This window comes from Pseudomonas sp. ANT_J12, assembly GCF_008370045.1.
Lineage (GTDB): Bacteria > Pseudomonadota > Gammaproteobacteria > Pseudomonadales > Pseudomonadaceae > Aquipseudomonas.
In genome coordinates this window covers 141764-154739 of the sequence record NZ_VOBN01000013.1, presented here as the reverse complement: position 1 = coordinate 154739, position 12976 = coordinate 141764, and the positions used below count along the sequence as shown (strand labels likewise).

Genomic DNA, 12976 nt, shown 5'->3' with positions numbered 1-12976 from the left:
TTGACCTTGCCCGCATGGCAAGGTTGATCCTGTAGGCACTTTCTACAGGGAGCGTGACCGATGTCCGAATCCACCACTTTCAATCTGCCGATTGCCGGCATGACCTGCGCCAGTTGCGCCGGGCGTGTCGAGCGTGCCTTGAGCAAAGTCATCGGCGCCAGCGCCGTCAGCGTCAACCTCGCCACCGAGCAGGCACGTGTCCAGGCCCCCAGCGACAGCTTGCCGGCGTTGATGGACGCGGTGCAGCAAGCCGGTTACAGCGTGCCACAGCACAGTCTGGAATTGAGCATCGACGGCATGACTTGCGCCTCCTGCGTCGGTCGGGTCGAACGCGCCCTGACCAAAGTGCCGGGGGTGAAAAGCGCCAGCGTCAACCTGGCCAATGAACGTGCCCACCTCGAATTGCTCGGCCAGATCGATCCACAAACCCTGATCGCCGCCGTGACCAAGGCTGGCTACAACGCCAGCGTCTTTGAAATCGAACACCCCACCGACAATCAACACATCCGCCTGAAACGCGAGCGCTGGATCCTGCTTGCGGCCATCGCCCTCGCCTTGCCGCTGGTGTTGCCGATGCTGCTGCAACCCTTCGGCGTGCACTGGATGCTCCCGGCCTGGGCGCAATTTGCGTTGGCCACGCCGGTGCAGTTCATCTTCGGCGCACGTTTTTACGTTGCAGCCTGGAAAGCCGTACGCGCCGGGGCTGGCAATATGGATTTGCTTGTCGCGCTGGGCACCAGCGCCGGTTATGGCTTGAGTCTTTATGAATGGGCGACTGCCGCCGGGCGCATGCCGCATCTGTATTTCGAAGCGTCGGCAGTGGTGATTGCGCTGGTGCTGCTGGGCAAATACCTGGAAAGCCGCGCCAAGCGCCAGACTGCCAGCGCCATCCGCGCCCTCGAAGCCTTGCGTCCGGAACGGGCGATTCAGGTGATCGATGGGCGCGAACAAGACGTCGCCATCAGCGCCCTGCGCTTGAACGATCTGGTGATGGTCAAACCCGGCGAGCGTTTCCCGGTGGACGGCGAAGTGGTCGAAGGCCAAAGCCACGCCGACGAAGCGCTGATCAGCGGCGAAAGCCTGCCGGTGCCGAAACAACCCGGCGACAAAGTCACCGGCGGCGCAATCAACGGCGAAGGCCGCTTGCTGGTGCGCACCCTGGCGCTCGGCGCAGAAACCGTGCTCGCCCGCATCATTCGTCTGGTGGAAGACGCCCAGGCCGCGAAAGCGCCGATCCAGAAACTGGTGGATAAAGTCAGCCAGGTGTTCGTGCCGACCGTTTTGGTGCTGGCCCTGGCGACGTTGATCGGTTGGTGGCTATACGGCGCACCGATTGAAACCGCGCTGATCAATGCCGTCGCGGTGCTGGTGATCGCCTGCCCTTGCGCCCTGGGCCTGGCCACGCCGACCGCGATCATGGCCGGCACTGGCGTGGCGGCGCGCTACGGAATTTTGATCAAGGACGCCGAAGCGCTGGAACGCGCCCATGAAGTCAGCGCCGTGGTGTTCGACAAGACTGGCACCCTGACCTCTGGCGCTCCGCGTATCGCGCATTTGAGTGCGCTCGACGGTGACGAAGCCGCCCTGCTGCAAAGGGCTGGCGCGCTGCAACGGGGCAGCGAACATCCGTTGGCCAAGGCGGTGCTGGATGCCTGTGCTGAGCGCGGATTGGACGTGGCGGATGTCAGCGACAGCCAGTCCCTGACCGGACGCGGCATTGCCGGAACGCTCGACGGTCGTCGGCTGGCGCTGGGCAATCGACGTCTGTTGGAAGAAAGCGCGTTGAGCGCCGGGGTACTCGCCGACTCCGCAAAAGCCTGGGAAACCGAAGGCCGGACCCTGTCCTGGCTGATCGAACAAAGCCCCGCCCCCCGGGTCCTCGGCCTGTTCGCCTTCGGCGACACCCTCAAACCTGGCGCCCTGCAAGCGGTGCAGCAACTCAACGCGCGCAACATCAGCAGCCACCTGCTGACCGGCGACAACCGGGGCAGCGCCAAAGTCGTCGCCGAGGCACTGGGCATCACCGATGTTCACGCCGAAGTCCTGCCGGCGGACAAAGCCGCCACCGTTGCCGAGCTGAAGAAAACCGGCGTGGTGGCGATGGTCGGCGACGGCATCAACGACGCCCCGGCCCTGGCGGCGGCGGACATCGGCATCGCCATGGGCGGCGGCACCGACGTGGCGATGCACGCCGCCGGGATCACCCTGATGCGCGGCGATCCACGGCTGGTGCCGGCGGCGCTGGAGATCAGCCGCAAGACCTACGCGAAGATCCGCCAGAACCTGTTCTGGGCCTTCGTCTATAACCTGATCGGCATTCCGCTGGCGGCGTTCGGCTTCCTCAACCCGGTACTGGCCGGCGCGGCCATGGCGTTGTCGAGCGTCAGCGTGGTGAGCAATGCGCTACTGTTGAAAACCTGGAAACCCAAGGATCTGGAGGACAACCGATGAACATCGGCCAAGCGGCCCGCCACAGCGGCCTGAGCGCGAAGATGATTCGTTATTACGAGTCCATCGGCCTGCTCAAGGCGGCCCATCGCACCGACAGCGGCTACCGGGTGTACGGCGATGACGACCTCCATACGCTGGCATTTATCAAGCGCTCCCGGGATCTGGGCTTTTCCCTGGAAGAGGTCGGCAAGTTGCTGACCCTGTGGCAGGACCGCCAGCGCGCCAGCGCCGACGTGAAGGCCCTGGCCCGTCAGCACATCGACGAGCTGAACCAGAAGATCCGCGAACTCGGCCAGTTGCGCGACACCTTGCAGGACCTGGTCGAGCACTGCCACGGCGACCACCGCCCCGATTGCCCGATCCTCAAGGAGCTGGCGTCGGGTTGCTGCGCCGAACCTGCCCGCGCCTGACGGACACCCCCTTCACCACCAGCAACGTGGTGAGGGGAATGCCGTGGAACAATGCCACCACCGCACCCGGCGTCCACCAGGCATAGAACGGCGCGGCGATCAGCATGCCGATGCCGAACCCGGTCATTTGCAGCAAGGTCAGGAAGCTGAAGATCGGCAGGCGCAGGTGCTCCGGCTCCCGTTGCAGGCGCGACATCAAACCGACTTCGGAAAACCCGTCACCCAGTCCGGCCGGCAATGAGAACAGCAGCAAACCGACGAGCGTCTGCTGCTGGAACATCAGGATGAAGCCGCAGGACATCAGCAGCACGCCGTAGAAAAAGCGCCGCTCCAGGTTGATGTTGTCCGAGCTTTTGAGGCGACTGGCGATCCGCGCACCGATCAGTTTGCCGCTGGCCCACACCGCCAGCATCAGGCCCAGCGTGGTGCTGGCCGATTCCGGCGTCAGCAGCCGCGAGATGATCGGTAAACCGACGTTATGCGCCGCACTGCCCAAGGTATCCGCCATGGCCACCGCGAGCATCGCCGCCAATACCGGAGCGCTGCGCAGGCCTTGCAGCAACGCCGACCATTCCCCGCGCTCGCTTTTGGATTCAGCGCTCGTCGCTGCCGCGCGAAACCGCAACGGCACAATCAACAACGCCGCCAGCAGATACGTGACCACGTTCAGCGCAAACACCGCTTCAAAGCCAAACGCCGCAACGACCAGCCCCGCCACCAGACTGCCACCGACCATGGCAATCGACGCCGCCGAGGTGATCCAGGCGTTGGTCTTGAGCAAGTGTTCACGATCGATCAGGTTCGGCAACTGGCTGTTGAGGCCGATGGCGAACATCGAATTGCCAAAGCCCAGGCCGAAGGCGATCACCGGCAGCAGCAACGCTTGCTGGGTCACCGGCAGAATCAGCAGCAAACCGAGCACCCCGGCGCGCAACAAATCGAAGGCAATCAGCGGCAGGCGCCCGGCCACGCGACGGTAGAACGGAGTGCCAATCAAACTGGCAAAAATCCCTCCGGCCACGCGGCTGGCGAGGAAAATCGCCACGCTCATGGCGCTGTTGCTCAGGACATAGACGTAAGTGGCCAGGGCGACCATGTTGAGGAACGCGCCGAAATCAGAGATCAGGCGGGCGGTGATGATCAGGTGGGCGTTGCGGGTGGAGTTCACATTCAATCCTTGAGTGTGTTGGCGTCGACGACACGATATGTGTTTGTCTGGTTTGACGCCATCGCGGGCAAGCCTTGCTCCTACGGGTTTGCGCAGACCGGGATATCCCATACGACGCCTAACCCTGTAGGAGCAAGGTTTGCCCGCGATGCAGACGCCACGGTCTCAAAAACACAGTCCCACAAAAAACCCGGCTTAAGCCGGGTTTTTTGTTAACCGATCACTGCATCCAGGGTGGAGGCGGCTCTTCGGTTTTGCCCGGTGGCGCATCATCCGCCGCGCGCACCGCTTGCTTGCGCTCTTCATCCAGGCGTGCCGCCTCGATTTCGCGGATGACGCCGCCCACATCGGCCAGCTCTTCCGGTTCATCGAACTCGCCGGTCAGGATGCTCGCCGGGTGCAAGGTGCCGGCTTCGTACAGGGCCCACATTTCCTTGGCGTACTTGGTCTTCTTCAACTCCGGCGCAAACCGCCCGAAGTAAGAGGCCATGTTGCCCACGTCCCGCTCCAGCATGGTGAACGCGTGGTTGTTACCCGCCGCGTCCACTGCCTGAGGCAGGTCGATGATCACCGGGCCGGTCGGGGTCAACAGCACGTTGAACTCCGAGAGGTCGCCATGCACCAGACCGGTACACAACATCAGCACGATCTGCGAGATCAGGAACGTGTGGTATTCACGGGCCTGGTCCGGTTCCAGCACCACGTCGTTCAGACGCGGCGCGGCATCGCCGTATTCGTCGGCTACCAGTTCCATCAGCAGTACGCCTTCGAGGAAGTCATACGGCTTGGGCACCCGCACACCGGCGCCGGCCAGACGAAACAGGGCCGCCACTTCGGCGTTCTGCCAGGCGTCCTCGGTTTCTTTCTTGCCGAACTTGGAGCCCTTGGCCATCGCCCGAGCCTGTCGGCTGTTGCGTACCTTGCGGCCTTCCTGATACTCGGCCGCCTGGCGGAAACTGCGTTTATTCGCCTCCTTGTAGACCTTCGCGCAACGTAGCTCGTTACCGCAGCGCACCACATAAACAGCTGCTTCTTTACCACTCATGAGTGGGCGCAGCACCTCGTCGACCAGACCGTCCTCGATCAGGGGTTCAATGCGTTTTGGAGTCTTCATCAGCTTTTATTGTGGGTCCTTTATTACCAAACACGCGAAAGTCATTCGTTATACGGCAATCCTCGCGCCTCGGGGAGGGGTTGCCGACCTATGAACATTGCAGATGCACACAATGTGCCGGATTTTTCCGGCAAATCCGCCGCCGCTCAACGACCGTTGGAGATCATAGCCGAGCCGCCGGCACTTGTTGGCGAAGGGATGCAAGGGCATTTACGACAGAAGCTGACATCCGTATTCCTTCTATTTGTCGGATTTTTCTCAAGGAGCCTCAATTTCCCCTTTTTTCGGCCGAAGTCCTCAGAGAGAAAAGGATTTGTCCGACAATCGTCCTGACCAAAAAGACGAGGCCGTACTCAAGGAACCGAGTCCCACTACACCGTTTTCGGCTGCCAATAATCCGCGAGTCATCTGCACTGCGTGGGCCAACAAGAAAATCTGGAGCGCGGATGAACATCAAACAGAAGTTGACCTGGGCGTTTGCAATCATCGCCTGCTTACCGGTGGTGCTGGTCGCCACCCTGGTCGTGCTGAACTTGCGCAGCGATGCCAAGGACAATTTCGTCGACGGTAGCGGCCGCGAGATTCGCCAGGTCAGCAATGCCATGCAGCTGTTCTTCGACGGCATCAGCCAGAACGTCGATTACCTGGCGTCGCAACCGCTGATCAAGAACACCGACGACAGCCTCAAGACCTACATGGCCGCCAACGCCGAGTCCATTCCCCAGGGCGAGATGGACAAAAAGGTCTTCGCGTTCCTCCAGGATCTGGGCAACAGCCATCCGTCCTACGCCTACGCGATCGTCGGCACCGCCGCCGGCGGTTATGTGTCCTGGCCGGATGACGCAAAACTGAACAATTACGACCCGCGCCAGCGCCCCTGGTACAAGGCTGCCCAGGCCAAGCCCGGCAAGCCGTTCCGCACCGAGGCCTACTATTGGGCCCAGGACGACGCGACGTACGTCAGCACCGTGCGCACCATCGATAACAAGTTGGGCAGCAACGGCGGCGTGGTCAGCATCGACGTGACGCTCAAGCAGCTCACCGAAATCGTCAAACAGATCAAACTCGGCGAAACCGGCTACCTGATGCTGCTGGAAAACAGCGGCACCGTGCTGGTCGATCCGAAACAGCCGGAGCACAACTTCAAGGCCCTGGGCAGCCTCGGCGAGGGCTATGCGCAACTGGCCAAGGCCGGCAAAGGCCTGGTGGAAGTCGAGTTGAATGGCGAGCGCTACATGGCCAACGTCTGGCCGTCGGAGCAACTGGGCTGGACCTTTATCGGCCTGATCAAGCAAGCCGATGTGATGAGCTCCGTTACTCAGCTAACTTGGTTGATCGCGGGCATTGCCGGGGTACTGGCGGTGTTCTTCGCCATCGTCGGCGCCAGTTTCGCCCGTGTCATTGTGCGGCCAATCAGCAGCGTGGCCAGCGGTCTGGAAGGCATCGCCCAGGGCGAAGGCGACCTGACCAAGAACCTGGAAATCCGTGGCAGCGACGAAACCGCGCAACTGGCCAGCTGGTTCAACCAGTTCCTGTCGGCGATCCGTAACCTGATTCAAAACATCGGTGGCGCCGCCAACAGAATCCTCGCCACTTCCCAGAGCTCGACCCGGGTCTCCAGCGACATGGCCGAAGCCGCCGGGCGCCAGCGCGAAGCGGTGGACATGGTGTCCACGGCGTTCCACGAAATGGTCGCCACCGCCAACGAAGTCGCCCGTTCGTGCAGCCAGGCCGCCGAGTCGGCCGACAGTGGCCAACGCCAGGCGCGCGAAGGTCAGCAGCAGATCGATGCCGCGGTGACCAGCGTCGATCGCCTGAGTCAGGAAATCGAATCGTCAGCGCAGTCGATGCAGCAACTGGAACGCGACAGCAATGACATTCAGTCGATTCTCGGGACGATTCGCTCGATTGCCGAACAGACCAACCTGTTGGCGCTGAACGCGGCGATTGAGGCGGCGCGGGCCGGTGAACAAGGTCGTGGGTTTGCGGTGGTGGCGGATGAAGTTCGCGCCCTGGCCAAACGCACGGCCGATTCCACGGCAGAAATCGACGGTTTGCTCGGCACCCTCGCCAAGCGCACCAGCCAGGTCACGCAGCAGATGCACGCGAGCCTGGAAGTGTCGCAGCAGTCGGTGACGCGCATTGGCGAAGCGTGCAGCAGCTTCGGGCTGATTCGTGAGTCGGTGGATGTGATTCGCGATATGAACACCCAGATTGCGACGGCGGCGGAAGAGCAGCATCAGGTGGCGGAAGACATCAATCGGCACATCAGCCAGATTCATGGTGATGCGCAGTTGGTGGCGGAACTGGCGAACTCGGCACGCCTGGATTCCCAGAGTTTGGCCGGGTTGTCGAATGAGCTGGATGGGTTGGTTCGTCGGTTCAGGACTTGATCCGCACCGATACCTGTGGCGAGGGAGCTTGCTCCCGCTCGGCTGCGAAGCAGTCGCAAACCGGAAAACGCGAAATACCTGATACACCGCGTTGACCGAATTGGGACCGCTTCGCGCTCCAGCGGGAGCAAGCTCCCTCGCCACAATTACTGCCGAAACAATTCCCCCGGGGTAAACCCGAACAACCCCTTGAACGCCGCAATAAACGCCGACGTCGAGTCATACCCACACGCCAGCGCCGCATTGGTCACGCTTTCGCCCTCCTCCAGCAAACTCAGCGACGACAGCAGCCGCGCACGCTGGCGCCAGCCGCGAAAGCTCAAGCCGGTTTCGCGCTGAAACAGCCGCATTAACGTTTTCTCCGACGTGCCCAAGCGCCCCGCCCACGCGTGCAACGTCACGTTCAGCTCCGGATTCTCGATCAGCTCGTTGCACAACCCGAGCAAGCGTTCATGCCGGGGCAGCGGCAGCGAGAACTCGACTTCCGGCAGATTCGCCAACTGATCCAGCAACACATTCACCAGCCGCGCTTCCTGGCTGTCGCCCTGTGGATATTCCACCGGCAACAGGCAAAAACTCTTGATCAGTTCCCGGGCCAGGGGCGTCACTTCGAGCACCCGGCAACGCCCGTCCGCCCAGGCGCAATCTTCACGTCGCACATACAGGCTGCGCATCTCGGCGCGCATCGAGGTCACCACCTGGTGTTCGAGATCGGCGGGAATCCAGATGCCCCACTGCGGCGGCGCGAAGAAACTGCCCTCGGCGGTGTGCACACCGAGCACGCCACTGATGGCGTAGGAGAACTGCACCCAATCGTGGCGATGGGGTGGTGTCCAGGAACCAGCGTTGAGGCTTTCGGCGCGGGCGAACAGTGGCCGCGGTAAGGCGGTTAGCGCCGGGATTGAACGTTCGAGGGAAAGTTGTCCGTTGGACGTCATTGTTGAGCCTTGTGTCGCAGGACGGCAGATAACGCGACGTTAGGCCAACTTGCCCGCCCTGACAAACACAATCCTCCAAGGTGGAGCGAACCTTTGTGGCGAGGGGGCTTGCCCCCGTTGGGTTGCGAAGCGGCCCCAAAACTTGCCACCTAAATGCATCAGGCGAATCGCGTGTAATGGTTTTACGACTGCTTCGCAGCCGAACGGGGGCAAGCCCCCTCGCCACAAAAGCCCTCCCCGCATTAGCTTCGTGCGCCTTAGCGTTCGATGATGGCTGTTACGCCTTGGCCGCCAGCCGCGCAGATAGAGATCAGCCCGCGCCCCTTGCCCGCCGCGTCCAGCAACTTCGCCAGGTTGGCGACGATGCGCCCGCCCGTCGCGGCAAACGGGTGCCCGGCTGCCAGTGAACTGCCCTTGACGTTGAGGCGGCTGCGGTCGATGGAGCCCAGCGGCGCGTCGAGGCCGAGGCGGGTTTTGCAGTATTGCGGGTCTTCCCAGGCCTTCAACGTGCACAGCACCTGGGCGGCGAAGGCTTCGTGGATTTCGTAGTAGTCGAAGTCCTGCAAGGTCAGGCCATTGCGCGCCAGCAAGCGCGGCACCGCATACGCCGGCGCCATCAGCAGGCCTTCGGCGCCGTTGACGAAATCCACCGCCGCCGCTTCGCCATCGCGCAAATAGGCGAGGATCGGCAAGCCGCGTTCCTTGGCCCATTCCTCACTGCCCAACAACACCAGCGAGGCGCCGTCGGTGAGCGGTGTGGAGTTGCCTGCGGTCATGGTGCCCTTGGCGCTTTTCTCGAACGCCGGTTTGAGCGAGGCGAGTTTTTCCAGGGTCAGGTCCGGGCGCAGGTTGTTGTCGCGGGTCAGGCCGAGGAACGGCGTCATCAGGTCGTTGTGCCAGCCTTCGGCGTAGGACGCGGCGAGTTTCTGATGGCTTTCGAGGGCCAGTTGGTCCTGCTCGGCCCGGGGGATGTTCCAGGTCTGGGCCATCAACTCGCAATGCTCGCCCATGGACAGGCCCGTGCGCGGTTCGCCGTTGCGCGGGAACTCGGGGATCAAGTGACCGGGACGCAGTTGCAGAAAAGTTTTCAGTTTGTCGCCGGTGGTCTTGGCGCGGTTGGCTTGCAGGAGGATTTTGCGCAGGCCTTCATTGATGCCGATTGGCGCGTCGGACGTGGTGTCGACACCGCCGGCAATGCCGCACTCGATCTGACCGAGGGCGATTTTGTTGGCCACCAGCAGCGCCGCTTCCAGACCGGTGCCGCAGGCTTGCTGGATGTCGTAGGCCGGGGTGGTCGGCGACAGCCGCGAGCCGAGCACGCATTCGCGGGTCAGGTTGAAATCCCGGGAATGCTTGAGCACCGCCCCCGCCGCCACTTCGCCCATGCGCAAACCGTGCAGGTTGAAACGTTCGATCAAGCCTTCGAGCGCTGCGGTGAGCATCGCCTGGTTACTGGCGGTGGCGTACGGCCCGTTGGAACGGGCGAAAGGGATACGGTTACCGCCAATGATCGCGACGCGGCGCAGCTGAGTCATGAAATGCTCCTTTCCAAATATTCAAATATGAATGCGATCCACTGTGGGAACGGGTGGCCTGTGGCGAGGGGGCTTGCCCCCGTTGGGTCGCGAAGCGCCCCCAAACCCGTAATCGCGATACATCAAATACACCGCAGGGGATGGTTTTCCGACTGCTTCGCAGCCGAACGGGGGCAAGCCACCCTCGCCACACAAGCTCCCTCGCCACAGGTTCTGCATTTCCCCGAAAGTCCTGCTACACATCAATCACCTGTGTTCTAGCGTAGGCCTTATCTCGTGGATCGAACGACTGATCGCCATTCATGGTCCACACTTTGAACCCCAGCTGCCGGAGAGCGTTCCATGTCAGACCGTTATATCGACTTCGCCAATTCGTCCATCGGCCATCGCCTGGTCGGGGCCATGGGCCTGCCGTCGCCGGTGCGTCTGGAACGCTGGCAGGCCGGGCGCCTGCGGCCGGTCGAAGGCGCATTGCTGATGGGTGGCGGACCGTTGACAGAAAAAGTCAGCGCCTTCGCCAACCGCCTGACCGACGCAATCTACAGCTACGGCACCGAGCCGTCCCTGGCCACCGCGTGGATTCCCGGCCACGGCCCGAAACTCAAAGCCGTGGTGTTCGATGCCAGTCACCTGGTGCAAACCGATCAGCTCAAACAGCTGCGCGAGTTCTTTCAGCCGCTGATGAAAAACCTCGATCACAGTGCACACCTGGTGATTCTGGGCCGGGCGCCGGAGTCCTTGAGCGACCCGATCGCCTCCAGCGTCCAGCGTGCCCTGGAAGGGTTCAGCCGTTCCCTCGCCAAAGAATTGCGCAGCGGTGGCACCTTGCAGCTGATCTACGTCGGAGAAGGCGCCGAGAATCAACTGGAAGGGCCACTGCGGTTTTTCCTCTCGCCGAAAAGCGCATTTGTCTCCGGGCAAGTGATTCGCTTGAACGCCTGCGACACGCCGGTCGAAGACTGGACGCGGCCACTGTCCGGGCGCAAGGCGCTGGTGACGGGTGCCGCTCGCGGCATCGGCGCCTCGATTGCCGAAACCCTGGCCCGGGACGGCGCCGAGGTGATCCTGCTCGACGTGCCACCGGCCAAGGCCGATCTCGAAGCCCTCGCCGCACGCCTTGGCGGGCGCAGCATCACCCTGGATATTTGCGCCGACGATGCCGCCGCGCAGTTGATCGAACACTTGCCCGACGGCGTCGACATCGTGGTGCATAACGCCGGCATCACCCGCGACAAAACCCTGGCCAACATGACCCCGGAATTCTGGGACGCGGTGCTGGCGGTCAACCTCAATGCGCCGCAAGTGTTGACCAAGGCCCTGCTCGACGCCGGCACCCTGCACGACAACGGCCGGGTGATTTTGCTGGCCTCGATCAGCGGCATCGCCGGCAATCGCGGGCAAACCAATTACGCCGCGAGCAAGGCCGGGCTGATCGGCCTGGCCCAAGCCTGGGCGCCGCTGTTGCATGAGCGCGGGATCAGCATCAACGCCGTGGCGCCGGGGTTTATCGAAACCCAGATGACCGCACACATTCCGTTTGCCCTGCGTGAAGCGGGCCGACGCATGAGTTCGCTGGGCCAGGGCGGTTTGCCGCAAGACGTCGCCGAGGCGGTGGCCTGGCTCGCGCAACCGGGCACCGGCGCGTTTACCGGGCAGGCGTTGCGGGTGTGTGGGCAAAGTGTTCTGGGAGCGTAGCGATGATCATCGACTGGCACACCCTCAACCGTGAACCAAGCCTGCCCGGGTTGTATGTGCGGGCGGCCACGCGCCGAAAAATCACCGGCACCACCCTGCCCGATAGCGGTTTGCGCTGCTGGCTCGACGTCGATCCAAAACGCCTGGCGGCGTACCGCAAGGTCTGTGGTTTTGCGGACAACGGCCTGCTGCCACCGACCTATCCCCACATCCTCGCCTTTGCCTTGCAGATGCAATTGCTCACCGCCAGGGAGTTTCCCTTTCCGCTGTTGGGGCTGATTCACCTGAGCAACCGCATTCGCGTGCTGCGGCCCATGGGCGGGGTGGGCCGTGTGCGGGTCAGTGTGCAAGTGCAAAACCTGCAACCCCATGCCAAGGGCGCGACGTTCGATCTGGTGACGACGCTGGACGATCAACTCGGCACGCTGTGGGAGGCCGAAAGCCAGATGCTGTGTCGCGGGGTCAAGCTCGAGGGCGAGCCGGTGGAGGATGAGTTGGCGACGACGCTGGCGCTGACGGAAGTGGCGCGCTGGAAAGCCCCGGCGGACATTGGCCGGCAATACGCCAAGGTGTCCGGGGACTACAACCCGATTCACCTGAGTGCGGCCAGCGCCAAGCTGTTCGGCTTTCCTACGGCGATTGCCCACGGCCTGTGGAACAAGGCGCGGACCCTGGCAGCGCTGGCCGATCATCTGCCGACGGCGAACATTGAGATTGCCGTGCAGTTTCGCAAACCGGTGCGCTTGCCCAGCGAAGTGACGTTGCTGGCCAGTGCGGCGGCGTCCAGTGGCGATTTGCAGTTGGTCGGCGCCGGGGAATTGGAGCATATGGTCGGGCATTGGCGGCCGGTGGCCTGATGATCGTTCCCACGCTCTGCGTGGGCATGCAGCCCGGGACGCTCCGCGTCCCTTCAGAGCCGAACGCGGAGCGTCCGTTGAGGCATTCCCACGCAGAGCGTGGGAACGATCAGGTCAGTGGCTGGCCCGTGCGGCGGCGCCGAGTGGCGATTTGCAGTTGGTCGGCACCGGGGAGTTGGAGCATATGGTCGGGCATTGGCGGCCGGTGGCCTGATGATCGTTCCCACGCTCTGCGTGGGAATGCAGCCCGGGACGCTCCGCGTCCCTTCAGAGCCGAACGCAGAGCGTCCGTTGAGGCCTTCCCACGCAGAGCGTGGGAACGATCAGGTGTCGGGGGACCATGGTCAATTGTGTATATAACTTAAGTGCTCTCCCCCGCCATTACTCGCCTGCGTCCAAACCATCCTCATTGATT

Annotated in this window: 10 protein-coding genes and 1 pseudogene; 7 read left to right on the top strand and 4 right to left on the bottom strand. The window is 62.8% G+C overall.

All coding sequences use genetic code 11. The features are described 5' to 3' along the window. Positions 1-60 precede the first annotated feature (60 nt). A complete protein-coding gene (locus FQ192_RS23630; protein WP_149660713.1) occupies positions 61-2451 on the top strand; it encodes a heavy metal translocating P-type ATPase in 2391 nt (796 codons plus the stop codon). After that, complete coding sequence (gene cueR / locus FQ192_RS23625; RefSeq protein WP_054043982.1) at positions 2448-2861, top strand: Cu(I)-responsive transcriptional regulator; 414 nt, start codon at positions 2448-2450, stop codon at positions 2859-2861. Before FQ192_RS23630 ends, cueR begins: the two co-directional genes overlap by 4 nt. Here cueR and FQ192_RS23620 read toward each other — a convergent pair. Both FQ192_RS23620 and FQ192_RS23615 read right to left on the bottom strand, forming a co-directional pair. Next, positions 2815-4029, bottom strand: a complete 1215-nt coding sequence (locus FQ192_RS23620) for an MFS transporter (protein ID WP_149660712.1) — start codon at positions 4027-4029, stop codon at positions 2815-2817. The genes cueR and FQ192_RS23620 overlap by 47 nt on opposite strands. Positions 4030-4249: 220 nt before the next feature. Then, entirely contained in the window at positions 4250-5143 is an 894-nt protein-coding gene (locus FQ192_RS23615) for a PA4780 family RIO1-like protein kinase (RefSeq protein ID WP_133839310.1), read from the bottom strand. Positions 5144-5233: 90 nt separating this feature from the next. Here FQ192_RS23615 and FQ192_RS23610 point away from each other — a divergent pair, with 90 nt between their 5' ends. The 3 genes and pseudogenes from FQ192_RS23610 to FQ192_RS35105 all read left to right on the top strand — a co-directional run bounded on the left by FQ192_RS23610 (position 5234) and on the right by FQ192_RS35105 (position 7536). Beyond that, positions 5234-5476 (top strand): hypothetical protein, encoded by a 243-nt coding sequence (locus tag FQ192_RS23610; RefSeq protein WP_149660711.1) that lies wholly within the window; start codon positions 5234-5236, stop codon positions 5474-5476. Positions 5477-5589: 113 nt separating this feature from the next. Continuing rightward, a pseudogene (locus FQ192_RS35110) lies at positions 5590-6678 on the top strand (cache domain-containing protein); the annotation flags it as partial. Between the two features lie 90 nt (positions 6679-6768). After that, the gene (locus tag FQ192_RS35105) at positions 6769-7536 is read left to right on the top strand and encodes a methyl-accepting chemotaxis protein (protein WP_372242359.1); all 768 of its coding nucleotides are present in this window, start codon (positions 6769-6771) and stop codon (positions 7534-7536) included. Positions 7537-7682: 146 nt separating this feature from the next. Here the strand turns inward: FQ192_RS35105 and FQ192_RS23600 are convergent, their stop codons facing one another. Together FQ192_RS23600 and FQ192_RS23595 are read right to left on the bottom strand one after the other, a co-directional pair. Further along, complete coding sequence (locus FQ192_RS23600; protein ID WP_149660709.1) at positions 7683-8474, bottom strand: helix-turn-helix transcriptional regulator; 792 nt, start codon at positions 8472-8474, stop codon at positions 7683-7685. Positions 8475-8731: 257 nt separating this feature from the next. Next, positions 8732-10009 (bottom strand): acetyl-CoA C-acetyltransferase, encoded by a 1278-nt coding sequence (locus FQ192_RS23595; protein ID WP_149660708.1) that lies wholly within the window; start codon positions 10007-10009, stop codon positions 8732-8734. A 342-nt stretch (positions 10010-10351) separates the two neighbouring features. Between FQ192_RS23595 and FQ192_RS23590 the strand changes: the two genes are divergently transcribed. Together FQ192_RS23590 and FQ192_RS23585 are read left to right on the top strand one after the other, a co-directional pair. Next, positions 10352-11704 (top strand): 3-oxoacyl-ACP reductase, encoded by a 1353-nt coding sequence (locus FQ192_RS23590; protein ID WP_149660707.1) that lies wholly within the window; start codon positions 10352-10354, stop codon positions 11702-11704. A gap of 2 nt (positions 11705-11706) precedes the next feature. After that, positions 11707-12561, top strand: coding sequence for a MaoC family dehydratase (locus FQ192_RS23585; protein WP_149660706.1), 855 nt, complete (start codon positions 11707-11709; stop codon positions 12559-12561). Positions 12562-12976 lie beyond the last annotated feature (415 nt).

Coding starts and splice junctions, on each gene's coding strand:
- FQ192_RS23600 (WP_149660709.1), bottom strand. CDS start 8,474: ATGACGTCCAACGGACAACTTTCCCTCGAACGTTCAATCCCGGCGCTA.
- FQ192_RS23590 (WP_149660707.1), top strand. CDS start 10,352: ATGTCAGACCGTTATATCGACTTCGCCAATTCGTCCATCGGCCATCGC.
- FQ192_RS23630 (WP_149660713.1), top strand. CDS start 61: ATGTCCGAATCCACCACTTTCAATCTGCCGATTGCCGGCATGACCTGC.
- FQ192_RS23615 (WP_133839310.1), bottom strand. CDS start 5,143: ATGAAGACTCCAAAACGCATTGAACCCCTGATCGAGGACGGTCTGGTC.
- FQ192_RS35105 (WP_372242359.1), top strand. CDS start 6,769: ATGGCCGAAGCCGCCGGGCGCCAGCGCGAAGCGGTGGACATGGTGTCC.
- FQ192_RS23610 (WP_149660711.1), top strand. CDS start 5,234: ATGAACATTGCAGATGCACACAATGTGCCGGATTTTTCCGGCAAATCC.
- FQ192_RS23585 (WP_149660706.1), top strand. CDS start 11,707: ATGATCATCGACTGGCACACCCTCAACCGTGAACCAAGCCTGCCCGGG.
- FQ192_RS23595 (WP_149660708.1), bottom strand. CDS start 10,009: ATGACTCAGCTGCGCCGCGTCGCGATCATTGGCGGTAACCGTATCCCT.
- cueR (WP_054043982.1), top strand. CDS start 2,448: ATGAACATCGGCCAAGCGGCCCGCCACAGCGGCCTGAGCGCGAAGATG.